Origin of the sequence: Pseudomonas sp. J380 (assembly GCF_009827115.1) — a bacterium.
Lineage (GTDB): Bacteria > Pseudomonadota > Gammaproteobacteria > Pseudomonadales > Pseudomonadaceae > Aquipseudomonas > Aquipseudomonas paracarnis.
This window is the reverse complement of the sequence record NZ_CP043060.1, coordinates 2789449-2815297: the sequence shown is the minus strand read 5'-3', so window position 1 is coordinate 2815297 and position 25849 is coordinate 2789449. Positions and strand designations below refer to the sequence as shown.

The window sequence follows — 25849 nt, the reverse complement described above, 5'->3', positions numbered from 1 at the left end:
AGGGTCATCCTCAGTCCTGCAATTCGGTCTGGCGTTCGACGGGGTCGATCAGCACGGCTTTCTGCTGGCGCACCAGCAGGTCGAGAATTTCTTCCTGGCGGTCACCCAGGATGCCGGAGAAGCTGATACCGCTGGATTTGGTCGGCGCCAGCATCGACACGCGATACAGCTCGATACTCAACGGCGAGTCGATAGACAGCGGCCCGCTGCCGTTACCCGCCAGTTCACCGCCAACCACGATCAGCGACACCTTGGCATCGAACGGGTCGAGGGCGATGTCGCGGTCGGTGTCGGTCAAGTCCTTGATGTGGCCATACACGCCGGTTAGCCCGTTGGCCATCGAGGTGTTTTCGTAGAGCTTGATGTTCACGCTGTTACGCACGCGGATCCCGTGGCGACGGTTGCTGATCACCTTGTTGCCCCACAGCAGGTTGTCGCCGCTCTCATAGAGGGTGATGCCGTCGGTGTGGTTGCGGTAGATCTCGTTGTCGGCGATCAGGTTGTTCACGCTGTTACGGTCGATCACCAGGCCCGAGAGCTTGTTGTCGTAGCTGCGGTTGTTGAAGATGAAGCTGTCGTTCACTTCCCGGGAAATGATGATGCCGTGTTTCTTTTTGGTGCCGTACACGGTGTTGTCCGCGATGATCAGGCCGTGGGAGCGGTCATGGGGGTCAATGCCGTAGACGATGTTGTCTTTGTAGGTATTGCCCTTGATCACAAAGCCTGTGGTCTCGTAGCAGTAGAAGCCGTACCACATGTCCGAGAACTCGGAGTCGATGATCCAACCGGTCGGCTCGGGGCGCTTGAGCACCTTGGCCATGTTCGGCGTGTACTGGGAAATACTCACCCCGTACGACTTACTGTTGGCGTAGCCGAAGCTGGCCATCTTGGTCTTGGAGATATAGGTCTCGGTGCCGCCCCAGGCCAGCAGGAACGGGCGGAATTCCTTGGCCGACTTGAACAGCGCCGGGCCGTTGGTTTTTTCATCCCAGCCGGTGACCTTGGTGTCACGCACGAACAGCTGGCCGTCATTGATCAAAAATGAGCCGGCTTGCTGGGACAGGCGCAGTTCCTGGGTGTTTTTGTCGATATCGAGGATGCCTTTACGGCCCACCACGATCGGCAACTTGGCCAGGAACACGCCCGGCGACGTTTCGCTGAAGTACTGCTTGGGCACCTTGCCCAGCAGGTCCTTGAGGTTCATGTAGCCGTCGTCGACAAAGATCGCCTGGGGAATGCCGTGTTGGCGCACTACCCATTCGGCCATCTTGTTATCGCCGCCGATAAAGTCCTTGAGTGCGTCTTCCTGCATCATGCGGCGGATGCTGATTTTGCCGGCTTTGGCCTTGACGATTTTCTTTTCCATCGCCTGCGCGGTGTAGCCCGACAGGTCGGGCAGCGCCGGCTTGGCCATTTCCAGCGGCGCGGTGGGCGGGCTGGAGATGGTGTAGGTTTTGGCCTGTTGCAGTTCCTTGGCGATGATCGGCGCCTTGGCCGCCGTATCGGCAAACGCTGTGGCGCTGGCCATCAGCATTGCCGCGACGAGTAGGCTTTGAGCATTCATGGCGCAGGCTCCCATCAGAATTTCCAGACCACGTCGACAAACGCGCGGTGCATGTAGGAGTCGACCTGGCTGCCATAGGCATCGCCGGGCTTGAACACACCGGCACGCAAACGCACCAGGGCTGAAGGCTCGTCGATCGACTGGCTCAGCGCGGCTGGCAGCAAGCCTTTCTTGAAGTACTTGGTGACCACCAGGTCCATTTCTTGGCCGAGGTCTTTCTTGCCGTCTTCAAGGGGCAGGGAGGTGCTGGAGAGGATCGCGCCGGTGACGTCATCGGTGTTGTTCTGCACCGCGTCGATGCCGTTGCTGCCCACCGGCTTGTTGCCGTCCACGCGCCAGAACTTGTGGTACACCAGGCTGGCGTCGTAGTCCTCGCGCAGTTGCCAGGAACCGAACAGGCTCATGGACTGCATGTTGTTCATTTCACCGCGAAACGCTTCACCGAAGCGATGCACGCGGGACTGGGTGCCGGTCCAGTTCGAACGGTTGCTTTGCAGGCCGTTCTGTTCGTACTCGGCACTGGCGCGCGAGTACGCGGCACCCACTTGCCACTGCGGATCCAGGCGCAGGCGCACGCCGATATCGGTGGCCCAGCCGCTCAGGTCATCGCTGCGCTTGGCGCTGGTGGGGCGTGTGCCGTCAGCGTTCAAGGCGTTGACCTTGTCGCGGTCGCCGCGCATGCCGGTGATGCTTGCCCAGTAGTTGACGGTGTTGGTGTTGCGCCAGTTGTAGGCGTCGCTGTTGGCTTCGATGCCCAGCCAGGTCAGGTCGCCGTTTTCGCGCTTGTCCAACGGGTCGCTGGCGACACCCGGTTCGGCGTAGTCGAGCTTGCCGTCGTCATGGGTGTGGTGGCCGCGCACGCCGATCCACTGGCCCGGCGTCCACTGGTAGGCAGCGTCGGCGTAGAAGTGCTGGCGGTCTTTGTCGACCGGCGACAGTTCCTTGAGGTCGGTGCGGTATTCGCTGAAACGTTCGGCAGCGCCGACGTTGGCCTTGAGCAAGGTGGTGTCGAAGGTCCAGTTCAACGCTTCGATGTTGGTGTCGCGCCATTGGCCGTCGTCATTGCGCAGGCGCTGGCGGCCGAACTTGAGGATCTCGCCGGGGTAGGGCGTGAAGCCGCTGTAGCCGACCCAGAACTCACGCAGGGCCAGGTAGTTTTTCTTGGCCTTGCGGTCGTCGTTGCTCGACTGCTGCTCGGTGGTGTCATCGGCCGACTGTTGCAGGGTGTCGGTCTCGATGATATCGCTGGAAACCACTGCCTGGCCCATGGCGTAGGCGCTCCATGCGCCGCTTTCGCCGTAGATCCAGGGGCGCAGGTCGAGGCCGATGCCGTTGACGTCACCGCCTTTCTGGGTGCCGAGGTCGCGGTCATCTTCAGACTGCGCGGTGGCTTTGACTTCCAGGCCGAAGTTCTTGGCTTCGGTGAGCGCGGCCAGGGTCGGGCAAGACCACAGCAGGGCGAAGGTCAGGCCGATACCGGCCTTGACGAATGGGTTGAGCTTCATAGGGATTCCTCGCCGTCTTCTTCTTGCAGGGCGTGCAGTTGCAGCGTGCTTTGGGCCAGGGTGCCGCGGGCGGCCAGTTCCTGTTGCACCAGGCGTTGGCCTTCGGCGCGTTGCTCAGGCGTCAGCGGCGCTTCGAGCTGGGTGGCCAGGTCATTGGCCTCTGGCGTGTCCTGGGCCTTGGCCAGTTGGCTGAAGACATAGGCGTTCAACGGGTCGGGCTTGGTGCCCTTGCCTTGGGAAAACAGTTGGGCAATGGCGAAGTCGGCGCTGTTCTGGCCGTTGCGCGCTGCGGTCAGCAGGTGGTCGAGGGCTTTTTGCGGGTAGACCTTGCCCAGGTAGCCACGGCGGTAAATCTGGCCGAGGTAGTAATCGGCGGCCACTTCACGGCCCACGGCTTTCTCGAAATGCGCCTCGGCAGCCTTGGCATCGGCCGGCACCCACTTGCCTTCGTAGTAGAGCTTGCCCAGCAGCAATTCGGCGCGTGGCTGGTCGGCGGCACGGCCGTTGTCGAGGTACTTCATCATCTGGTCGACATCGCCCAGTTCGGGGAAGTCGTAGAGCAGTTGCGCCAGGCTGACCCAGGACGCCGGGTAGCCAGGGGCGATTTTTTCCAGCAATGCCTGGGCAGTTTTTTCGTCCGGGGTACCGAGGGTGGCATCGCCGAGTACGCGGGCCACGCTGTCGACGCGCTGCGCAGTCACGGTGCCACGGCTGACGCCTGCTTCCATTTGCTTGAGCAGTTCGGCCTGTTGTTCCGGCTGCTGTTTTTTCTGATAGACCGTGGCCAGTTCCACGTAGCAGATATCGGTGGTGTTCAGCGCGGCTTTGCAGATGCGCTCCACATCATCCAGGTGCTGATCATAGGTATCCTGGGTGCGATACAGCAGCACCTGGGCCAGGCCGGCCTCCGGGTAACCCGCCGCCTGCCATTGGCTGATCTGCTGTTGGGCATTCACGTTGGGAAAGCTGTGTGGGTATTGCAGGTACAGCATTGCCAGCGGGATCAAGGTATTGCCTTCACCATTGGCAAAGGCTTTTTTCAGCAGGCTTTCGGCTTCATGGTGTTCGGCCTCAGTGGCGCCGGGCTTGGCCGCCAACAGGCGACCCAGGCGTGCCTGGGCACGCGGCGACGTATCTGCCGCCGCACGGTAGGTGGCTTCGGCCTGTTTGATTTGCGCGGGGTCACGGGTGCCGACCTGGATATCGGCCAGGCCCACCTGGGCCTCGCTGTAGCCCAGGTCTGCCAGTTGCTGGTAATTCTGCTGCGCGGTGACGGTGTCGCCGCGCTTGAGGGCTTCGTTGGCCAGGCGCTGGTCGGGCAGGCCGGCGCAACCGGCCAGGCTGATTGCTAGGGCGATCAACGCTACCGAACCAATGTGGGCACTGCCTTTGTGGCGAGGGAGCTTGCTCCCGCTGGGGTGCGCAGCGCCCCCAAAAGCCGGCTCCAGCTGCGCTGTCGAGCGGGAGCAAGCTCCCTCGCCACAGCAAGCCCGCTCCCACAGGGATTGTGGTGTTTTTGAGAGAGTCATCACAGGCATGTCCTCGCTTACAGACCGTGAGCCATGGCTTTGTCGATCAGCCAGTTCAGCGATGGGCCACGGTCGCTGGTGACTTCCACCGGGCGGCCGGCGTAGGTGCTGTCCAGTGGTGCATCAGGCTTGATCTGCACGCGGATGTCGGAGGACAGGTCGGCGCTGTTCAGGCTGGTGCTGCTGACGATGGTGCCGGTGCGAACCTGTTCTTCATCGGCGACCTGAAAGCTCACCGGCGTACCTGGGCGTACATCGCCAAACTGGCGGTAGGTGAAGCGTGCTTCCACATTAGCCTGGCTGCCACGCGGCACCAGTTGGAAGATCACATCGCCCTTGCTGGCGTACTGGCCGTCGGCGACCAGTTGCTGGGCCACCACGCAATCGCACGGCGAAGTCAGGGTGCCGGTCATTTGCTTGCCGAACAGTTCTTCGACCTTGGCCGGTTGCAACTGGTCTTCGTCCAGGTGGCCCTTGAGTACATCGAGCATGCTGGTGCTGAAAGTCGCCAGCGGCGCGCCCTTGGCTGCTACCGAATCACCCTTGAGCAGGCTTTGCACGGTGCCGTCACGGGGCATGGTCACGTTCATGCCCGGTACGCTGACGAGGCCGGCCTGGGCGTGGCTGACGAAGTACATGCCGTAGAGCGACTTGACCACAAAACCGAAGGCCGCCAGGCCCACCAGGAAGATCGCCAGGCTGAAGGTCACGGCGCGCAGGCGACCGAACGCGGTCATGCCGCTGCCGCCGTCCTTGACCTTGCGTGCCTTGGTGAAGTTGTCGCGTTGCAGGGTCGCGAGTACGTCGCCCATGGTCACGATGTCACCGGACAGGTGCGAGGTGATCAGGTGGCGCAGGGTAGAAATATCCTGGGCATCGAGGTTCTGGAACTGGCAACCGGTGCGGCCGGTCTGGCGGTCGTAGGAGCGAATCTGCAGCTCCACGTCCATGGCCAGGCCGAGGTTGTCGATCACGAACTGCAGGCGGCCCTTGTGCACTTGGCCGATGGTGAGCGGCTGGGTAGCGGTGAAAGCCAGGCCGCCGGCGGACAGGTCGATAACCTTTGCTTCGGTCGGCGTGCGGTCGCTGTTGAAGAAGCGCAGCTTGGCCGGGATTTTCACCCGGGCGTGTTGGCGCTGGGCTTCGGATTCGTGGACAACGTTGGCGTTTACTTGGCTATTCATCGGGTGTAATTCCTAGGTTAATTCAGGCTTGGCAGGGTCAGACCATCATCAGCAACACGGCAACGAAGATGCTGCCGGCGGAGAAGGTCATGGTCCGAGACGACCAGGTGTTGAACCAACGTTGAAAGCTGGCCAAATCGCGGGTCAGTTTGGTGTCCTGGCGGGTCCAGGACTGTTGATCAAGGCGGAAGAACACGTAGATCTTCACCAACGCGCCCATGATCTGGTTGTAATAGAGAATCAGCGGGTAGGCCGGGCCGATCTTGTGGCCGGAGCACGACAACAGCAGGGTGAGGATCAGGCGGGTAATGCCGATCCATAGCAGGTAGGCGAGGATGAACGCGCCGCCGTACTTGAAGGTGGCGATCATGGCCACGGTCAGGCCGAGCAGGGAGGTCCACATCGATACGCGCTGGTCGAACAGCACCACGCTGGTGAACAGGCCGAGGCGACGCACGCCCAGGCCCAGGGCACGGGAGTTCTGGCGCAGGTTGTTGCCGTACCAGCGGAACATCAGCTTGCGGCTGGCCTTGATAAAGCTCTTTTCCGGCGGGTGTTCCACGGTGTTGATGGCGGCGTCCGGCACGTAGAAGGTGTCGTAGCCCAGGCGCATCAGGCTGAACCAGCTGGACTTGTCATCCCCGGTGAGGAACTTGAAGCGGCCCAGGCGCCAGTGTTGCAGCGAGTCGCTTTCCACGTCGGCGATAAAGCCCGGGTCAGTCACTACGCTGGCGCGGAATACCGACATGCGCCCGGTCATGGTCAGCACGCGCTTGGACAGGGCCATGGAGCACATGTTGATGTGACGTTGGGCGAAGCGCAGCTTGTGCCATTCGCTCATGATGTAGCCGCCGCGCACTTCGCAGAATTCGTTGGTGGTCAGGCCACCGACATTGCCGAACAGCTGGAACCACGGCACGGTCTTGCGCACCACGCCTTCGGCCAGCACGGTGTCGCCATCGATCACGGCGACCACGGCGCGGTCGTCCGGCAGGTGGCGCGAGATGGCGCGAAAACCGAAGGCCAGGCCGTCACGCTTGCCGGTACCAGCGATGCGCACGAAGTCGAGCTTGACGTGAGCCGGCGGGTTCATCTTTTCCCAGAGGCTTTTCACCAGCAGCTCATCGGACATTTCCACCAGCGAGCACACCACGGTGGTCGGGAAGCCGCAGTCGATAGCTTCGCGAATCACCGAGCTGTAGACCTGGGCGGTGGTCAGCGCGTCGATACGAAAACTGGTGACCATCAGGAACACATGGGACGGGTCGGCGGCCTTGCCCAGCTTGCGCACTTTGCGGCGCAGGTGCGGGTACACCACATACAGGAACAGCATGCCGCGAAAGAAATGCGTCGCGCCCATCGAGTAGCGCCAGATACCCACGGCACCAATCAGGAAAATAAAATTCTTCGATTGCGAATCGAAGGTGCTGGCTGGCAGAGCCAGAGCTAGAAGCGCTAAAAGCCCCAGAAATAGTAGCCAGCCAGTCGCTTGGTTTAACCGTTGCATATTCGCGTCCGTCACAGAGAAGTCGGGCGGCAAGCCACAAGCTACAAGCCGAAAACCAGCGCTTCTAACTTGCAGCTTGCCGCTTGAAACTAGCCGCTGCTCCTTACCAACAAATACCTTCGGTACGGCCGCTCACGCTGGTGGCCTTGGACATGAAGCCCACCAGGTCGACCACTTGCTTGCCGTGCGGGGCTTCGTGCGCCAGGGCGCGGAACTTCTCGTCACGGTTACCGAGGATGATCACGTCGGAGTTGTTGATCACTTCGTCGAAGTCCGAGTTGAGCAGGGACGACACGTGCGGGATCTTGCCTTCGATGTAGTCCTTGTTCGCGCCGTGCATACGGGCGTACTCGACGTTGCTGTCATAGATGCTCAGGTCGTAGCCCTTGCCGATCAGCATTTCCGCCAGTTCTACCAATGGGCTTTCACGCAGGTCATCGGTACCGGCCTTGAAGCTCAGGCCCAGCAGGGCGACTTTGCGCTTGTCGTGGCTGGAGACGATGTCGAAGGCGTTCTGCACCTGGGATTCGTTGCTGCGCATCAGCGAGTTGAGCAACGGTGCTTCCACGTCCAGGGAGCCGGCGCGGTAGGTCAGGGCACGCACGTCTTTTGGCAGGCACGAACCGCCGAAAGCGAAGCCTGGGCGCATGTAGTACTGGGACAGGTTGAGGGTCTTGTCCTGGCAGACCACTTCCATCACTTCACGACCGTCAACGCCGACGGCCTTGGCGATGTTGCCGATCTCGTTGGCGAAGGTGACTTTGGTGGCGTGCCATACGTTGCAGGTGTACTTGATCATCTCGGCAACGGCGATGTCCTTGCGGATGATCGGCGCGTCGAGTTCTTCGTACAGCGACTGCAGGACGTCGCCGGAGGCTTTGTCGAACTCGCCGATAACGGTCATCGGTGGCAGGTCGTAGTCGGCGATGGCGGTGGATTCACGCAGGAATTCCGGGTTGACCGCGACGCCGAAATCAACACCGGCTTTCTTGCCGGAGCAGTCTTCGAGGATCGGGATTACCACGTTGGCCACGGTGCCCGGCAGTACGGTGCTGCGCACCACGACGGTGTGGCGGGTGGTCTTGTCACGCAGTACAAAACCGATCTCGCGGCATACCGACTCGATGTAGTTCAGTTCCAGGTCGCCGTTCTTCTTGCTCGGCGTACCGACGCAGATCATCGACAGGTCGGTGTCGCGGATGGCTTCGGCGAAGTTGGTGGTACCGCGCAGTCGACCGGTTGCGATGCCTTGGCTCAACAGTTCGCCCAGACCCGGTTCAACGATGGGGGATTTACCCGCATTGATCAGGTCGATCTTGTCCTTGGAGATGTCTACGCCGACCACTTCATGGCCACGGGCAGACAGGCAACCGGCACACACGGCGCCAACGTAACCCAAACCAAATATGCTGATGCGCATCGCAATTACCTCTATGTTTAAATCATGCCATTAGATGGCCGGAGTTCATGTTTGCAAGCGTCACTGATGCCGCGAAAGTTAGGCGAATAGACGCCGACTTACCGCGTGCAGGCATGTTAAATAGCGAGTGACTAACTATTGCACTCAAGTTGTGCGCAACGTGGCCTTGTTATTGGGGCTTGCCCTGAAATGCAGCCGGTTTTCCATGGCGGAAGGGTCCAGCGCCAGTGCCACAGGGCTTTGATACGGGCGAGAAGCCTTTTGATATCAATGCCTTGGGTGTTAACACTGGCTCATTTAGGTCAGCGCTGCCTTGGCCTTTAGGGGGTTGGCAATGAGTCCTTATCGCCGCCCTCAACTCAATCAGTTGATGATATGACCCTCGAGCCAAAGTGCTTTATGACAACTTGGCTACTTCCATTGGTCGGTATGTAAGTCATCTCTTACGTAAACAGAGAATTTCGTTACCGGTGGTATGAGCGGTGCTTCAGGACGAAGTTCCGGGCCGCTCATCCCCTTTCCGGAAATTTTTTGAAATATTAGAAAAGATGGCACTAGTACTATATTGATAGCACTTGCTATTTAGGCCAGTAGTTGTGGGGAGTTGGTGCGAGAGGATAGTTTTGTGCCACTACCGTTAAAAAAAAGTGGTGCCACTACGAAAAAAACCGACGAGTGTCGAGTGAAGAAATTGTTAGAGATGTGTCTTGATGTTTTTTGACGTCAAATAAATGACGATTGGTGGGGTGAAATGCAGGCAAAAAATGTGGGAGCTGGCTTGCCTGCGATAGCGGTGTATCAGCGACATGTGAGTCGGCTGACCCTCCGCTATCGCAGGCAAGCCAGCTCCCACAGTTGATGTTGGTGGCTGTACAGGCCTTATTCCGGTGCGTGATCGCGCAAAAACACCAGGTTATCCGGCTTGGACTGCTCCGCATTGAAGCGATAGCCCTGTACATCGAACTGCTTGAGCTGGGCCGGATCGTTGATGCGTTCTTCAATCACAAACCGGCTCATCATGCCCCGAGCTTTTTTCGCGTAGAAGCTGATGATCTTGTACTGGCCGTTCTTCAGGTCCTTGAACTCGGTATTGATGATCCGCGCGTTCAAGGCCGTGCGCTTGACCGCCGAAAAATACTCATTGGACGCCAGGTTGAGCAGCACATCGTCGCCTTGCTCGGCCAGGGCTTCATTCAACCATTCGCTGATGCGTGTGCCCCAGAACGCGTAAAGGTCCTTGCCGCGGGCGTTGGCCAGCTTGGTGCCCATCTCCAGGCGATACGGCATCATCAGGTCCAGCGGACGCAGCAGGCCGTACAGGCCCGAGAGCATACGCAGATGGTCCTGGGCATAGCTGAAATCGGCCTCGCTGAAAGTCTCGGCATTCAGGCCGGTATACACATCGCCCTTGAACGCCAGCAGCGCCTGCTTGGCGTTGGCCGGAGTGAAGGCCGGCGTCCAACTGCCGAAACGCGCGGCGTTGAGGCCACCGATCTTGTCGGAGACGTGCATCAACTCACTGATTTGCGCCGGGCTCAGTTCGCGCAGTTGCTCGATCAGTTCCTGGGAGTGGTCCAGGTACTGCGGCTGGGTGAAGCGCGCAGTGACCGGCTTGGACTCGAAGTCGAGGGTTTTGGCGGGGGAAATCACCATCAGCATGAAGTTGGCTCCTGGAATCGTGGGGGGATTCTAGGGGGTTGGAGCGTTCGACTCCACCTATCAAGCCGATAGGCCCCGGTTTTTGTAGGAGCGAGCTTGCTCGCGAAAGTCGTCAACGAGAATGCTGGCAGACTGAATAGACGCGGTGCCCGGACGTTTTTCGCGAGCGAGCTCGCTCCTACACAAAAAGGGCGGACCAGTCCGCTATGATGGGCGGTAACTCTGTAGAGGGAGACCTCGTGTGCGATTAGCGCTTTTATTGTCCGCTTGCCTGCTGTGCCTGAATGCCCAGGCCGCGCCGGTGGATGTCGCCAGCCTGGACCGTGGTACCTGGCCGGAAAAACTCGCCAGCCCGGCGCTGTTCGATGTGGCTTCGCGTGCGGAGATCCTGATGTTCGCCCACGGCCTGCTCGCCAGCGAAGCCCTGGACGACGCGGCGCTCAAGCAACGCCTGGGGCTGAAGAACATCAACCTGGCCGCCATCGGCGACCTGCGTCGCCAGCTCTGGCAACGGCTGTTGGAGAACTACACATTCGCCCAGCAGAGCTGCGAAGAAGACGCCTCGTTCTGCTACCTGGTGGAAAACATGGACGACCTGCGTGAGCAGGCCGGCAAGTTCGAGGTCAGTGACAACTCTTTCTATATAGGCTGGGCCGCCCCCAGCCGGCACTTTCACGCACGCTATCTGGACGAGTTGTTGCGCAAGGCCGCGCTGTTTCCGCAGATCAGCAGTGAAGTGGCGCGCTTTGGCGATCATGAGCGCAACGGTGATGAACTCAATGACCGGATGTTTTTACTGACCTTCGACGGTGGCCCTGCACCTGTCAGCGGCAATACCGACTGGCTCACCGATTACCTGCGCAAGCAAAAGATGAACGCGACGTTCTTTGTCCTTGGCAGCAGCTTGCAAACCCGTGTGGAGCGCAGTTCCGCCGCCGATGTGCAGGCGCTGTACCAAGGGCAGTGCGTGGGGCTTCAGGGCTGGCAGTACCGCTCCCACAGCCATTGGGTCGACTGGCAAAGCTCCATCACCCGCAGTGCCGGGCTGGTACAGAACCTGATGCCGGAAAACTATGTGCCCTTGTTCCGCCCACCGTATGGGCAGCGCCGCGCGGACAGCCAGGGCTTCTTCCAGCAACAGGGCCTGCAAGTGGCGTTATGGGACATCGACTCCCAGGACGAGCCGGGCAAGCTCAAGGCCGATGAGTCGGCGCAACGGGTGCTGACATTGATGCTGCTTTGGCGCAAAGGCGTGATCGTGTTTCACGACACCCAGGACAAGGCGCGGGTGGCATTGCCGATGGTGTTGCAGGCTACGGCGCAGAGTGGCTTGGGTTGGCAGGAGTGTCGCGAGGCATTTCGATGAAGTGCCCGGCTTTGCTGGGGATGGGGTGTTTTCGGGGCGATTTGCTGCAACATTTCGATGCAGGCGGACTTCCGACTTTAACGGGGTACATGGCACTCGGCTAGTGCTATTCGTCATCCTGAAAAATAAACTTCAAAAAAGCGTCAAAGTGCTTTTTCCTGTCATGGGTTTTGCGGTATTACGAAGTCAGACCGCCGAAACCTGCAACACAGGTGGCGTCTTCCAAGACTCCGCATGTGGGCACTGCACTTGACGTCCCTCAGGTGCACTCGGTGGTCGAATCGAGGCGCAGCACCGCCCAGGTATTGCGTCGAATGGCTCCCACAAAGGTGACCGAGTATGGATGATCATGGACGTAACCCTTCTTCCGACCAGCCAATCCTTTATGTGCTTGATACCAACGTATTGATCCACGATCCAAACGCACTGCTGAACTTCGAAGAACACCACGTCGCCATCCCGATGATCGTGCTTGAGGAGCTCGACAAACTCAAAAGCGGCCACCACAGCGTTGCCGCCGAATGCCGCCAGGCCATCCGCCTGATCGACAAGACCCTGGGTGAAGCTTCGCCCGAGGACGTCGAGGTCGGCGTGCCCATCCAGCGTGGCAAGAGCGGGCCCAAGGGCTTGCTGTCGATCCTGATGAGCAAGCGCAGCGAGCCCAACAGCCTGCTGCCGGAAAACCTGAACGACAACAAAATCATCAACCAATTGATCGACCTGCACGCCCGCGACAAGGACCTGCGCGTGGTGCTGGTGACCAAAGACATCAATATGCGCCTCAAGGCACGAGCGTGTGGGATCGCTGCCGAGGACTACAGCACCGACCAACTGGTCGACGACGTGTCGATGTTGTCCCGTGGTTATCACATGATGACCGGCTCGTTCTGGGACCGTGTCAGCAAGGTCGAAACCCGTCAGGACCACGGCCGCACCTGGCACCAGGTACAGCTGATCGACAACCTGCCGGCCGTGCATATCAATGAGTTCATCGTCGACGAACAGGGCTTCGTGGGCTGGATCAAAGAGATCCAGGTCGACAAGCTGCTGATCCTCGACCTGCATCAGGAACCCCTGTTGCACCAGGAAGCCTGGGGCCTGAAACCGCGTGATATCTACCAGAGCCTGGCGCTGTATGCGCTACTCGATCCGGACATTCACCTGGTCAACCTGACGGGCGCCGCAGGTTCGGGGAAAACCATCCTCGCCCTGGCCGCCGCCATCGAACAGACCATGGTGACCAAACGCTATCGCCGCATCATCGCCACCCGCAGCGTGCAGGGCCTGGACCAGGAAATCGGTTTCCTGCCCGGTACCGAGGCGGAAAAAATGGAGCCGTGGCTGGGGGCTATTACCGACAACCTCGAAGCCTTGCACATGGATGACGAAAACACCCATGGCAGCGTCGACTACATCCTCAGCAAAGTGCCGTTGCAGTTCAAATCCCTCAACTACATCCGAGGTCGCAGCTTCCAGCAGAGCCTGATTCTGATTGATGAATGCCAGAACCTTACGCCGCACCAGATGAAAACCATCATCACCCGTGCTGGCGCCGGTTCCAAAGTGGTGTGCCTGGGCAACCTGGCGCAGATCGACACCCCTTACCTGTCCGCGACCAGCTCCGGGCTGACTTACCTGACGGAACGCTTCAAGGACTTCCCGAACGGCGTGCACATTGCGCTGCAAGGGGTACCGCGTTCGATTCTGGCTGAATACGCCGAGTCCCATCTGTAACTGCAGCGAACCTGCGACGAAAAGCCCCGGATTTTTCACGAAGTCCGGGGTTTTTGTTTTGTGCGACATTTGCCTGCGTTAACGCGTCCCGGGTGCTTGTGGTCTCTGTAATTATTTTGTTACATTTTTTCTTGCGATAAAAACTATAAGAACACTGCAAGACCCCGTCGGAACACCACCTCCTTGATTCGACGAACGTTTAGAAAACCTGTCCAGGGTTTTCACCGTGACCCTGCCTATTACAAAAGCCCGAAACACCGCTCATTGATGACGCATATATCCAAAGGGAAAGGAAAATGGACGTAGCAGGTAATGGCTTCATTGTGTCGCAACGCAATCGCACCCCCCGTTTCAAGACCACACCCCTCACACCCATAGCACTCGGCCTGGCCTTGTGGCTGGGCCACGGTTCCGTGGCCAGGGCAGACGACAACCCTTACACCCCGCAGGTATTGGAATCGGCGTTCAGGACAGCCGTCGCCTCATTCGGTCCTGAGACTGCCGTGTACAAAAACCTCAGGTTTGCCTACGCGGATATTGTCGATCTTGCGGCCAAGGACTTCGCGGCCCAATCCGGCAAGTTCGATTCGGCCCTCAAGCAAAACTATGAGCTGCAACCCGAGAACCTGACCATCGGCGCCATGCTCGGCGACACCCGTCGGCCACTGGACTACGCTTCGCGCCTGGATTACTACCGCAGCCGGCTGTTCAGCAACAGCGGCCGCTACACCACCAATATTCTGGACTTCTCCAAGGCCATTATCGCCAACCTGCCGGCCGCCAAGCCTTTCACCTACGTCGAGCCGGGCGTGAGCAGCAACCTGAGCGGGCAATTGAACGCAGGCCAGTCCTGGGCTGGCGCAACCCGTGACTGGAGTGCCAACGCGCAAACCTGGAAGACCCCGGAAGCTCAGGTCAATTCCGGCCTGGACCGCACCAACGCGTATTACGCCTATGCCTTGGGCATCACCGGCAAGGGGGTGAATGTCGGCGTACTCGACTCGGGCATCCTCACCGAACACTCCGAGTTCCAGGGCAAAAATGCCCAGGGCCAGGACCGGGTGCAGGCGGTGACCTCCACGGGCGAGTACTACGCCACCCATCCGCGCTACCGCCTTGAAGTACCCAGCGGCGAGTTCAAGCAGGGGGAGCCTTTCAGTATCCCTGGGGAATACGACCCGGAGTTCAACGACGGGCATGGCACGGAAATGTCCGGGGTGCTGGCTGCCAACCGCAACGGCACTGGTATGCACGGCATTGCCTTCGACGCCAATCTTTTTGTCGCCAACACTGGCGGCAGCGACAACGACCGCTACCAAGGCTCCAACGACCTCGACTACAACGCATTCATGGCCAGCTACAACGCCCTGGCGGCGAAGAACGTGGCGATCGTCAACCAGAGTTGGGGGCAGAGCTCGCGCGATGACGTGGAGAACCACTTCGGCAACGTCGGCGACAGCGCCGCGCAAAACCTGCAGGACATGACCGCCGCCTATCGCCCGTTCTGGGACAAGGCCCATGCCGGGCACAAAACCTGGATGGACGCCATGGCTGATGCGGCCCGGCAAAACACATTCATCCAGATCATCTCGGCGGGCAACGACAGCCACGGCGCCAACCCGGACACCAATGCGAACCTGCCGTTTTTCAAGCCGGATATCGAAGGCAGGTTCCTCTCCATCACGGGCTACGACGAAACTAGCGCCCAGGTCTACAACCGTTGCGGTACCTCCAAGTGGTGGTGCGTGATGGGCGTGTCGGGCATTCCGTCTGCCGGCCCCGAGGGCGAAATTATCCCGAATGCCAACGGCACCTCGGCCGCTGCGCCGAGCGTTTCCGGGGCCCTGGCGTTGGTGATGCAACGCTTCCCCTATATGACGCCCAACCAGGCGCGGGACGTGTTGCTGACCACCTCCAGCCTGCAGGCGCCGGATGGACCGGACACGCCGGTTGGCGAGCTGACCGGAGGCCGCACCTACGACAACCTGCAACCGGTGCACGATGCCGCGCCGGGTGTCCCACAAGTACCAGGTGTGGTCAGTGGCTGGGGCTTGCCCAACCTGCAAAAAGCCATGCAAGGGCCGGGGCAGTTCCTCGGGGCTGTGGCAGTGGCGTTGCCCAACGGTACCCGAGATATCTGGGCCAACCCGATTTCCGATGAAGCCATTCGCGCCCGCCGCGTAGAAGACGCTGCCGAGCAGGCGACCTGGGCCGCCACCAAGCAGCAAAAAGGCTGGCTCAATGGCCTGCCCGCCAATGCCTCGGCCGACGATCAGTTTGAATACGACATCGGTCATGCCCGGGAGCAGGCAACACTCACCCGCGGCCAGGACGTGCTCACCGGCAGCACCTACGTCGGTAGCCTGGTCAAGTCCGGGGATGGCGAGTTGGTGCTGGAAGGCCAGAACAGCTATTCGGGCAGTACCTGGGTACGCGGAGGCAAATTGTCGGTGGACGGCGCATTGACCTCTGCCGTGACGGTAGATAGCAGTGCCCTGGGCACGCGTAATGCCGATAACCGCGTGATGACCACACTGGGCGGCACCCTGGCCGGCAACGGCACGGTGGGTGCCTTGACCGTCAACAACGGTGGGCGAGTGGCCCCGGGGCATTCGATTGGCACACTGCGCACCGGCGACGTCACATTCAACCCGGGTTCGGTGTATGTCGTCGAAGTCGGGGCCGATGGCCGCAGCGACCAGTTGCAGAGCAGCGGGGTGGCGACCCTCAATGGCGGTGTGGTGAGCGTGTCCCTGGAGAACAGCCCCAACCTGTTGACCGCCACCGAGGCGTGCAGCTTGCTGGGCCAGCAGTTCAATATCCTCAGCGCCAGCCAAGGTATCCAGGGGCAGTTTGCAGCGTTCGCCCCCAACTACCTGTTCATTGGCACTGCGCTCAACTATCAACCGAATCAGTTGACCCTGGCGATAGCTCGCAACCAGACCACCTTCGCCAGTGTCGCGCAAACCCGCAACGAGCGTGCGGTGGCGACGGTGGCCGAGACATTGGGCGCTGGCAGCCCGGTCTACGAAAGCCTGCTGTCATCGGATTCCGCCGCCCAGGCGCGGGAGGGCTTCAAGCAACTTTCAGGGCAATTGCATTCGGACGTGGCCGCAGCGCAAATGGCCGACAGCCGCTACCTGCGTGAAGCGGTCAACGCTCGCCTGCAACAGGCGCAGGCACTGGACTCCAACGCGCAGATCGACAGCCGTGACAACGGCGGCTGGGTACAGCTACTCGGTGGACGCAACAACGTCAGTGGTGACAACAACGCCAGCGGTTACTCCTCGTCCACCAGCGGCGTACTGCTGGGCCTGGACACCGAGGTGAACGACGGCTGGCGCGTGGGCGCAGCCACCGGTTATACCCAAAGCCACCTCAACGGCCAGTCGGCGTCGGCGGACAGCGACAACTATCACCTGTCGGTCTATGGTGGCAAACGCTTTGAGGCGATTGCCCTGCGCCTGGGCGGTGCCAGCACCTGGCACCGCCTGGACACTTCGCGACGGGTGGCCTATGCCAATCAGTCGGACCATGCCAAGGCCGACTACAACGCGCGTACCGACCAAGTGTTTGCCGAGATCGGTTACACCCAATGGACCCTGCTTGAACCCTTCGCCAACCTCACGTACCTGAACTATCAAAGCGACTCGTTCAAGGAAAAAGGCGGTGCCGCAGCCCTGCATGCCAGCAAGCAAGGCCAGGACGCGACGCTCTCCACCCTGGGCGTGCGTGGCCACACTCAGTTGCCGCTCACGTCCACCTCGGCGGTGACCCTGCGCGGTGAGTTGGGTTGGGAGCATCAGTTTGGTGATACCGATCGTGAAGCTTCTCTGAAGTTTGCCGGCAGTGACACGGCCTTCGCCGTCAACAGCGTGCCTGTGGCCAGGGATGGCGCGGTGATCAAGGCCAGTGCGCAAATGGCGTTGACCAAGGACACCCTGGTGTCGTTGAACTACAGCGGCTTGCTCTCCAACCGGGGCAACAACAACGGGATCAATGCCGGGTTTAGCTTCCGGTTCTAACCTTGAATGTAGGAGCGAGCTTGCTCGCGAAAAACGTCAACGATAACGCGTGCACCCTGGGTAAACGCGGCGCCTGAGAGTTTTTCGCGAGCAAGCTCGCTCCTACAGGATGGGATAAACAGCCCTGCGCAAATTTTGACCCACAGGTTTACAATCGCTGCTCCTGATCAGGAGTATCCCTGTGCTGACTCATCTCGATTCCCAAGGTCGCGCCCATATGGTCGACGTCACCGAAAAAGCCGTGACGTTCCGTGAGGCGGTGGCCGAAGCGCGGGTGCGCATGTTGCCCGCCACTCTGCAAATGATTGTTGACGGCGCCCACCCCAAGGGCGACGTGTTTGCCGTGGCCCGCATTGCCGGGATTCAGGCGGCGAAAAAAACCAGCGACTTGATCCCCTTATGCCATCCGTTGATGCTGACCGGCGTCAAGGTGGAGCTGCGCGCCGACGGCGTAGACGCTGTGCATATCCTCGCGCGCTGCAAGCTCTCCGGCCAGACCGGCGTTGAGATGGAAGCCCTGACCGCCGCCAGCGTCGCGGCACTGACGATCTACGACATGTGCAAGGCGGTGGATCGCGGCATGACCATTGAGAGTATTCGCCTGCTGGAAAAACTGGGCGGTAAGAGCGGGCATTTCAAGGCGGATGAACAATGAGTATCAACGTACTGTTTTTTGCGCGCTACGCCGAAGCGGTGGGTTTCGACTCGCTGGAGATGGAAGGTGAGTTTGCCAGTGTTGATGCCGTGCGCCTCGCGCTAGCTGCTGACCCGGAATTCGCCGTGCTCAACGAAGCGAGCCTGATGTGTGCGCGCAACGAGGAGTTGTGCAGCCTGGACGAGCCGGTGCAAGCCGGCGATGAAGTCGCTTTCTTCCCACCCGTGACCGGAGGCTGACCATGGCCATTCGTGTGCAGGTCGAAGCCTTTGATCCCGGTGCCGAAGTCAACGCCATGCACGCGGCCAACGTGGGCGTGGGCGCGGTGGTGAGCTTTGTCGGCTATGTACGCGACTTCAATGAGGGGCGCGACGTGTCAGGGATGTTCCTGGAACACTACCCCGGCATGACCGAAAAGGCCCTGGGCAAGATCGCTGTGGAAGCCGAGCAGCGTTGGCCGTTGCTCAAGCTGGAGGTGCTGCACCGTATCGGCGCGCTGGAGCCGGGCGAGCCGATTGTGTTTGTCGGCGCGGCCAGTGCGCATCGGCAGGCAGCGTTTGATGCCTGTGCATTTGTGATGGATTACTTGAAGACGCGGGCGCCGTTCTGGAAGAAGGAGAACACCAGTGAGGGCCCGCGTTGGGTAGAAGGGCGCAGCAGTGACCACGCCGCAGCGGATCGCTGGAAGTAGCCAGCCAGACGCTGAAACCCATGTGGGAGCTGGCTTGCCTGCAATAGCATCACCTCGGCGTGACTGAAAAACCGAGGTGTCTGCATCGCAGGCAAGCCAGCTCCCACACAAGCCCGCTTCCACATTTTTTACCGCATTTCAGCTCAAGGGCGTTTGCGTTCTACAGCGCGCAACAAATGCGTCGGCGGCGTCTCACAGCTGATCTTGCGCCCCAGCAACGCCTCGATGGACGGCAACTGGTACGAGTCATCTTCGCCCGCAAAGCTGATCGACACACCCGCAGCCCCAGCACGCCCGGTACGGCCGATGCGGTGCACGTAGTCGTCCGGTACTTCCGGCAGGGTGAAGTTGATCACGTGGCTGATGCCGTCGATGTGAATACCGCGACCGGCTACATCGGTAGCCACCAGCACGCGGATCTTGCCTTCACGGAAGCCTTCCAGGGTCTTGATGCGCTTGTGCTGCGGCACATCACCCGACAGTTGCGCAGCGTTGACGCCGTCGCGCACCAGGCGTTCTTCGATGCGGCGCACTTCGTCCTTGCGGTTGGCGAAGACCATCACGCGCTCCCAACCGTTGTCGTTGACCAGGTTGTAGAGCAGCTTGTACTTGTCGGCACCGGCGACGGCGTAGATATGCTGCTCGACGTTTTCGCTGGCAACGTTGAGTGCTTCGATCTCGACGATGGATGGGTCGGTGGTCCACTGCTTGGCGAGGTTCATCACGTCTTCGGTGAAAGTCGCGGAGAACAGCAGGGTCTGGCGCTCGGTTTTCGGCGGCGTCTGACGAATGATCTGGCGTACTTGCGGGATAAAGCCCATGTCGAGCATGCGGTCGGCTTCGTCCAGCACCATCACTTCGACCATGTCCAGGTGCACGTCGCCACGCTGATTGAAGTCGAGCAGGCGGCCCGGGGTGGCGACGAGGATGTCGCAATGACGGGCTTCGAGGTGCTTGAGTTGCTTGTCGAAGTCCATGCCGCCCACAAACGTCATCACGTTGAGGCCGGTGTACTTGGTCAGGTCGGCGGCGTCCTTGGCGATCTGCACCACCAGCTCCCGGGTCGGGGCGATGATCAGCGCGCGCGGTTCACCCATGTAGCGTTCCTTGGGCGGCGGCGTTTGCAACAGCTGGGTGATGATCGAGATCAGGAACGCGGCGGTCTTGCCGGTGCCGGTCTGGGCACGGCCGATGGCGTCTTTGCCCGCGAGGGTGAAGCCCAGCACTTGTGCCTGGATGGGCGTGCAGTACGGGAAACCCAGGTCCTGGATGGCGTGCATCAGTTCCGGGGCCAGTTTGAAATCGTGGAAGCGGGTTTTGCCTTCCTGGGGTTCGACGACGAAGTCTTCGAGTTTCCAGGGGGTCACGGGCGGTTTGGGCGCACGTTCGCGACGGGGCTTGGCCACAGGCGCCGGGGCGGGTGCGGCAGGCTTTACCTGTTCAGGCGGCGTCACCGTGGTTTTGTTCGGTGAGGCGGCGGGCGCGTTCCGGCCGGGCTGTTGACCGTCATTGCGGTTGCCGGGCTTGGGGGCAGGAGCACTGGGAACAGGCGCGAGCGGCTCAGCCTCGCTTTTGCCGAACATCTTCTTGAGTGCTTTGAGCACGGTCATCTCATTAATTGATTAAGGAATGTACGCCGGCCAGTGTAATGCAAGAATCGGGCGCGGCGTAGTGCGTCTGTCATACGGCTACATAAACACGGGATTCAGCGCAGGCGTTCAGTCAGCCAGGTGCCTATATCGTGTATCTCTTGGGGTAACACTTCGTGGCCCATTGGGTATTCCTGCCATGTCACGGTGACACCACGGCCCTTCAAATGCTCGTAGGCGCTGCGGCCCATGGCGTTCTGCACCACATCGTCGTACTGGCCATGCAGGCAGAGCGTGGGAATGCGTTGCTGGCTGGCGGATAATTCCAGGTCATTATCGAAGGTTGGCGCATAGGTGGAGAGGGCGATCACACCGCCCAAGGGCCCCTCCCATTTCTTGAACGCGGTGTGGAAAACCACCGCGCCACCTTGAGAAAAACCGGCGAGGAAAATTCGCGAGGTGTCTATTCCGGTTCTCTGTTGCGCCTCAATCAGGTCTGTGACCATTTTTGCCGACGCTTCCAGTTCTTCCAGGCTGATCGAACGGGCCGGGCTCATGGCCTTGATGTCGTACCAGCTCGGCATCTCGTAGCCACCGTTAATCGTCACCGGACGCGTGGGCGCCTGGGGCAAAACGAAGCGGGTGGTCAGCAGGGTTTCCTGCAGGGCTTCGGCCACCGGCAGGAAGTCGTAGCGATCAGCGCCCAGGCCATGCAACCAGATAACGCAGGCGTCTGCGGGCTTGGCGGGCTGAAGAATCAAGGGTTCGGTCATGTCTGCTCCATAGATGTGCGGGCGCTCCGATGAGGTGCGTCGGAACGGTGCGCGACAGGTTGATCTGTTAAGAGAATGTCGCAAGGTTGAATCTTTTGCCATCGAAGCGCAGTTACAGCCACTCGGCCAAGACTCTGGTACGCGCCTTGCTATGTGTAGCTCGATGTCAGAACTCTCCCAGGGCGGTAACACTATCAGTGACTGCCGCTCGTGGGAAAGCAACTGGAATTACCGCAAAAACCTCATGCTGCTTGGCCCCAAAAAAAACCAACACGGGTCGATATCGCCTCATAAGGGTGCGCTGAGGTTGGAGCTCCGACACAACAAGAGCAATTGGAGGTTTGTAATGAAGGTATTGAAATCCACCCTGGCCATCGTCTCTGCGGCGGCTGTACTGGGTGTCAGTGGTTTTGCCCAGGCGGGCGCCACCCTGGACGCCGTGCAGAAGAAAGGCTTTGTGCAGTGCGGTGTGAGTGACGGCCTGCCGGGTTTCTCGGTGCCGGATGCCAGCGGCAAGATCCTCGGGATCGACGCTGACTATTGCCGCGCTGTGGCGGCTGCCGTATTTGGCGATGCCACCAAGGTCAAGTTCAGCCAGTTGAACGCCAAGGAGCGTTTCACCGCGCTTCAGTCAGGCGAAGTCGACATCCTGTCGCGCAACACCACCATGACCAGCTCCCGCGATGCGGGCATGGGCCTGAAATTCCCGGGCTTCATTACCTACTACGACGGCATCGGCTTTCTGGTGAACAACAAGCTGGGCGTCAAGAGCGCCAAGGAACTGGACGGTGCAACCATCTGCATCCAGGCCGGTACCACCACCGAGCTGAACGTTTCCGACTATTTCCGCGCCAACAACCTCAAATACACCCCGATCACCTTCGACACCTCCGATGAAAGCGCCAAGTCGCTGGAGTCCGGGCGTTGCGACGTGCTGACGTCCGACAAATCCCAGCTGTTCGCCCAGCGCAGCAAGCTGGCTTCGCCGAAAGACTACGTGGTGCTGCCGGAAACCATTTCCAAGGAGCCCCTGGGCCCGGTCGTGCGTAACGGTGATGATGAGTGGCTGGCCATCGTGCGCTGGGTGGGCTACGCCATGCTCAACGCTGAAGAGGCCGGTGTGACCTCCAAGAACGTCGAAGCTGAAGCCAAGGCCACCAAGAACCCGGACGTTGCGCGTCTGCTCGGTGCCGACGGCGAATACGGTAAAGACCTGAAAGTGAAGAAGGACTGGGTGGTACAGATCGTCAAGCAAGTGGGTAACTACGGCGAGATGTTCGAGCGCAACCTGGGCAAGAGCACGCCGCTGGAAATCGACCGTGGCCTGAACGCCCTGTGGAACAACGGCGGCATTCAATACGCACCCCCTGTGCGCTGATCGCTGATGGTTCTGTCACCCGGTAGGCCAACTGCCGGGTGATGTTCTGTTCCATTATTTTCGGGGCACTTCATGCAAAATCAAATCGGCGCACCCAAGCAGAAGCTCAGCTTCAGCGACCCCAAAGTGCGTGCGTGGCTGTTCCAGATCATCACGATCGTGGCGGTGGTCTCGCTGGGCTGGTACCTGTTCCATAACACCCAGACCAACCTGCAACACCGGGGCATCACCTCGGGTTTCGACTTTCTTGAGCGCAGTGCCGGTTTCGGCATCGCGCAGCACTTGATCGACTACACCGAATCGGACAGCTATGCCCGGGTGTTTGTCATCGGCCTGCTCAACACTTTGCTGGTGACCGTCATCGGTGTGGTGCTGGCAACCCTGCTCGGCTTCATCATCGGCGTGGCACGCTTGTCGCCCAACTGGATGATCAACAAGCTGGCGACCGTGTACGTGGAGGTATTCCGCAACATTCCGCCGCTGTTGCAAATCCTGTTCTGGTACTTCGCGGTGTTCCTGACCATGCCAGGGCCGCGCAACAGCCATAACTTCGGTGACACCTTCTTTGTCAGCAGCCGTGGCTTGAACATGCCGGCAGCGCTGGTGTCCGACGGGTTCTGGCCGTTTGTCACCAGCCTGGTGGTCGCTATCGTTGCCATCGTGCTGATGACCCGCTGGGCCAACAAGCGCTTTGAAGCGACGGGGGTTCCTTTCCATAAATTCTGGGCGGGCCTGGCGCTGCTGGTGGTGATCCCGGCGTTATGCGTGTTGATCTTCGGTACGCCATTGCATTGGGAAATGCCCAAGCTTGCGGGCTTCAACTTTGTCGGTGGCTGGGTACTGATCCCAGAGCTGTTGGCGTTGACCTTGGCGCTGACGGTGTACACGGCGGCATTTATTGCCGAGATCGTGCGCTCGGGCATCAAGTCCGTCAGCCATGGCCAGACCGAAGCGGCACGTTCACTGGGCCTGCGCCCGGGGCCGACGCTGCGCAAGGTCATCATCCCGCAAGCGTTGCGCGTGATCATTCCGCCGCTGACCAGCCAATACCTGAACCTGGCGAAAAACTCGTCGTTGGCCGCCGGTATCGGTTATCCGGAAATGGTTTCGCTGTTTGCCGGCACGGTGCTCAACCAGACCGGCCAAGCCATTGAAGTCATTGCCATCACCATGAGCGTGTACCTGGCGATCAGCATCAGCATTTCTCTGCTGATGAACTGGTACAACAAGCGCATTGCGCTGATCGAGCGGTGAGGACACACCCATGACTACGCATACGTTCAAACCTGATATGCCGCCGCCGAGCAAAGTCTTCGGGCCGGTGGCCTGGATGCGCGCCAACTTGTTCTCGAGCTGGCTCAATACACTGCTGACCCTGCTGGCGATCTACCTGGTGTACCTGGTGGTGCCACCGATCCTGCACTGGGCCATCCTCGATGCCAACTGGGTGGGCACCACCCGCGCCGACTGCACCAAGGAGGGCGCCTGTTGGGTATTTATCCAACAGCGCTTCGGGCAGTTCATGTATGGCTATTACCCCGTCGACCTGCGCTGGCGCGTGGACATGACGGTATGGCTGGCCATCGTGGGCGTGGCGCCGTTGTTCATCTCGCGTTTCCCACGCAAGGCGATCTATGGCCTGGGCTTTTTGGTGCTGTACCCGATCATTGCCTACTGCTTGCTGCATGGCGGCGTGTTCGGGCTGAGCAACGTGGCGACCAGCCAATGGGGCGGCTTGATGCTGACCCTGGTTATCGCCACGGTGGGCATCGCCGGCGCCTTGCCGCTGGGCATTGTGCTGGCGCTGGGGCGGCGTTCGAACATGCCGGCCATTCGGGTGGTCTGCGTGACCTTCATCGAGTTCTGGCGCGGCGTGCCGTTGATCACCGTGCTGTTCATGTCTTCGGTGATGCTGCCGCTGTTCCTGCCTGAAGGCATGAACTTCGACAAGCTGCTGCGGGCGCTGATCGGTGTGATCCTGTTCCAGTCGGCCTATGTGGCCGAAGTGGTGCGCGGTGGTTTGCAGGCGATTCCCAAGGGCCAATATGAAGCCGCTGCGGCGATGGGTCTGGGCTACTGGCGCAGCATGGGCCTGGTGATCCTGCCGCAAGCCTTGAAGATGGTGATCCCTGGGATCGTCAACACCTTCATTGCCCTGTTCAAGGACACCAGCCTTGTGATCATCATCGGCCTGTTCGACCTGCTCAACAGCGTCAAGCAAGCCGCCGCCGACCCCAAATGGCTGGGCATGGCCACCGAAGGCTATGTGTTCGCCGCCCTGGTGTTCTGGATTTTCTGTTTTGGTATGTCGCGCTATTCCATGCATCTGGAACGCAAGCTCGACACTGGCCACAAGCGTTAGGAGTTTTTTGATGAGCGAAGCAATCAAACAGCCTGTGAGCCCTGAAGGCATTATCCAGATGCAGGGCGTCAACAAGTGGTACGGCCAGTTCCACGTGTTGAAAGACATCAACCTCAACGTCAAGCAGGGCGAGCGTATCGTGCTGTGCGGCCCATCGGGCTCGGGCAAGTCCACCACCATCCGCTGCCTCAACCGCCTGGAAGAGCACCAGCAAGGCCGCATTGTGGTCGATGGGGTGGAGCTGACCAACGACCTCAAGCAGATCGAAGCGATCCGCCGCGAAGTCGGTATGGTGTTCCAGCACTTCAATCTGTTCCCGCATTTGACCATCCTGCAAAACTGCACGCTGGCGCCCATGTGGGTGCGCAAGATGCCCAAGCGCAAGGCCGAGGAAATTGCCATGCACTACCTGGAGCGTGTGCGCATTCCGGAGCAGGCCCACAAGTTTCCCGGGCAGCTTTCAGGTGGTCAGCAACAGCGTGTGGCGATTGCCCGCGCGCTGTGCATGAAGCCCAAAATCATGTTGTTCGACGAGCCGACATCGGCGCTGGACCCGGAGATGGTCAAAGAGGTACTGGACACCATGATCGGCCTGGCCGAAGACGGCATGACCATGTTGTGCGTGACCCACGAAATGGGCTTTGCCCGCACAGTGGCCAATCGCGTGATCTTCATGGACAAGGGCGAGATCGTCGAGCAGGCGGCGCCGAATGACTTCTTTGATAACCCGCAGAATGAGCGGACCAAGTTGTTCTTGAGCCAGATATTGCATTGATCGACGTTTGAAAAAATAAACCCGGCCTGGTGCCTAATGCCAGTCAGTTAAGAGCTAGAGCAGACAACCAGTGACTTGTGGCGAGGGAGCTTGCTCCCGCTGGACTGCGTAGCAGTCCCATTTTGGGGGCCGC

19 protein-coding genes are annotated in these 25849 nt (G+C 60.1%); 10 read left to right on the top strand and 9 right to left on the bottom strand.

Annotation, left to right across the window (positions count from 1 at the left end; all coding sequences use genetic code 11):
* Positions 1-10: 10 nt before the first annotated feature.
* The 7 genes from algG to yaaA all read right to left on the bottom strand — a co-directional run bounded on the left by algG (position 11) and on the right by yaaA (position 10368).
* Positions 11-1579, bottom strand: a complete 1569-nt coding sequence (gene algG, locus FXO12_RS12695) for a mannuronan 5-epimerase AlgG (protein ID WP_034128775.1) — start codon at positions 1577-1579, stop codon at positions 11-13.
* Entirely contained in the window at positions 1579-3069 is a 1491-nt protein-coding gene (locus FXO12_RS12690) for an alginate export family protein (RefSeq protein ID WP_054921029.1), read from the bottom strand. Before FXO12_RS12690 ends, algG begins: the two co-directional genes overlap by 1 nt.
* Positions 3066-4445 (bottom strand): alginate biosynthesis TPR repeat lipoprotein AlgK, encoded by a 1380-nt coding sequence (gene algK / locus FXO12_RS12685; protein WP_057976185.1) that lies wholly within the window; start codon positions 4443-4445, stop codon positions 3066-3068. The genes FXO12_RS12690 and algK overlap by 4 nt, the downstream gene beginning before the upstream one ends.
* Before the next feature lie 170 nt (positions 4446-4615).
* Positions 4616-5782 (bottom strand): alginate biosynthesis protein Alg44, encoded by a 1167-nt coding sequence (locus tag FXO12_RS12680; RefSeq protein ID WP_034128707.1) that lies wholly within the window; start codon positions 5780-5782, stop codon positions 4616-4618.
* A gap of 37 nt (positions 5783-5819) precedes the next feature.
* Positions 5820-7289 (bottom strand): mannuronan synthase, encoded by a 1470-nt coding sequence (alg8, locus tag FXO12_RS12675; protein WP_034128706.1) that lies wholly within the window; start codon positions 7287-7289, stop codon positions 5820-5822.
* Positions 7290-7392: 103 nt separating this feature from the next.
* Entirely contained in the window at positions 7393-8709 is a 1317-nt protein-coding gene (locus tag FXO12_RS12670) for a nucleotide sugar dehydrogenase (protein WP_034128705.1), read from the bottom strand.
* 879 nt (positions 8710-9588) lie between these two features.
* Positions 9589-10368 carry a peroxide stress protein YaaA gene (yaaA, locus tag FXO12_RS12665; protein ID WP_034128704.1) on the bottom strand — a complete coding sequence of 260 codons (780 nt, stop codon included), beginning with the start codon at positions 10366-10368 and terminating at the stop codon, positions 9589-9591.
* Between the two features lie 241 nt (positions 10369-10609).
* Between yaaA and FXO12_RS12660 the strand changes: the two genes are divergently transcribed.
* The 6 genes from FXO12_RS12660 to moaE all read left to right on the top strand — a co-directional run bounded on the left by FXO12_RS12660 (position 10610) and on the right by moaE (position 18839).
* Positions 10610-11734 (top strand): polysaccharide deacetylase family protein, encoded by a 1125-nt coding sequence (locus FXO12_RS12660; protein ID WP_057976161.1) that lies wholly within the window; start codon positions 10610-10612, stop codon positions 11732-11734.
* Positions 11735-12073: 339 nt separating this feature from the next.
* Complete coding sequence (locus tag FXO12_RS12655; RefSeq protein WP_005785025.1) at positions 12074-13468, top strand: PhoH family protein; 1395 nt, start codon at positions 12074-12076, stop codon at positions 13466-13468.
* 296 nt (positions 13469-13764) lie between these two features.
* Positions 13765-17493, top strand: coding sequence for an autotransporter domain-containing protein (locus FXO12_RS12650; RefSeq protein WP_160049681.1), 3729 nt, complete (start codon positions 13765-13767; stop codon positions 17491-17493).
* Between the two features lie 181 nt (positions 17494-17674).
* Positions 17675-18148, top strand: a complete 474-nt coding sequence (gene moaC, locus FXO12_RS12645; RefSeq protein ID WP_034128701.1) for a cyclic pyranopterin monophosphate synthase MoaC — start codon at positions 17675-17677, stop codon at positions 18146-18148.
* Positions 18145-18387: a molybdopterin converting factor subunit 1 gene (gene moaD, locus FXO12_RS12640; RefSeq protein ID WP_032903342.1), complete on the top strand. Its 243-nt coding sequence runs from the start codon at positions 18145-18147 to the stop codon at positions 18385-18387. Before moaC ends, moaD begins: the two co-directional genes overlap by 4 nt.
* A gap of 2 nt (positions 18388-18389) precedes the next feature.
* Positions 18390-18839, top strand: coding sequence for a molybdopterin synthase catalytic subunit MoaE (gene moaE, locus FXO12_RS12635; protein ID WP_054921052.1), 450 nt, complete (start codon positions 18390-18392; stop codon positions 18837-18839).
* 143 nt (positions 18840-18982) lie between these two features.
* Here the strand turns inward: moaE and rhlB are convergent, their stop codons facing one another.
* A complete protein-coding gene (gene rhlB / locus FXO12_RS12630; RefSeq protein ID WP_034128699.1) occupies positions 18983-20449 on the bottom strand; it encodes an ATP-dependent RNA helicase RhlB in 1467 nt (488 codons plus the stop codon).
* 95 nt (positions 20450-20544) lie between these two features.
* Positions 20545-21201, bottom strand: a complete 657-nt coding sequence (locus FXO12_RS12625; protein WP_034128698.1) for an alpha/beta hydrolase — start codon at positions 21199-21201, stop codon at positions 20545-20547.
* A gap of 346 nt (positions 21202-21547) precedes the next feature.
* Between FXO12_RS12625 and FXO12_RS12620 the strand changes: the two genes are divergently transcribed.
* The 4 genes from FXO12_RS12620 (at position 21548) to FXO12_RS12605 (ending at position 25716) form a co-directional block, all read left to right on the top strand.
* A complete protein-coding gene (locus FXO12_RS12620; protein WP_034128697.1) occupies positions 21548-22579 on the top strand; it encodes an amino acid ABC transporter substrate-binding protein in 1032 nt (343 codons plus the stop codon).
* Between the two features lie 72 nt (positions 22580-22651).
* Complete coding sequence (locus FXO12_RS12615; RefSeq protein WP_057976158.1) at positions 22652-23833, top strand: amino acid ABC transporter permease; 1182 nt, start codon at positions 22652-22654, stop codon at positions 23831-23833.
* 10 nt (positions 23834-23843) lie between these two features.
* Positions 23844-24941, top strand: coding sequence for an amino acid ABC transporter permease (locus FXO12_RS12610; RefSeq protein ID WP_014717022.1), 1098 nt, complete (start codon positions 23844-23846; stop codon positions 24939-24941).
* A 10-nt stretch (positions 24942-24951) separates the two neighbouring features.
* Positions 24952-25716 (top strand): amino acid ABC transporter ATP-binding protein, encoded by a 765-nt coding sequence (locus FXO12_RS12605; protein ID WP_010444394.1) that lies wholly within the window; start codon positions 24952-24954, stop codon positions 25714-25716.
* Positions 25717-25849 lie beyond the last annotated feature (133 nt).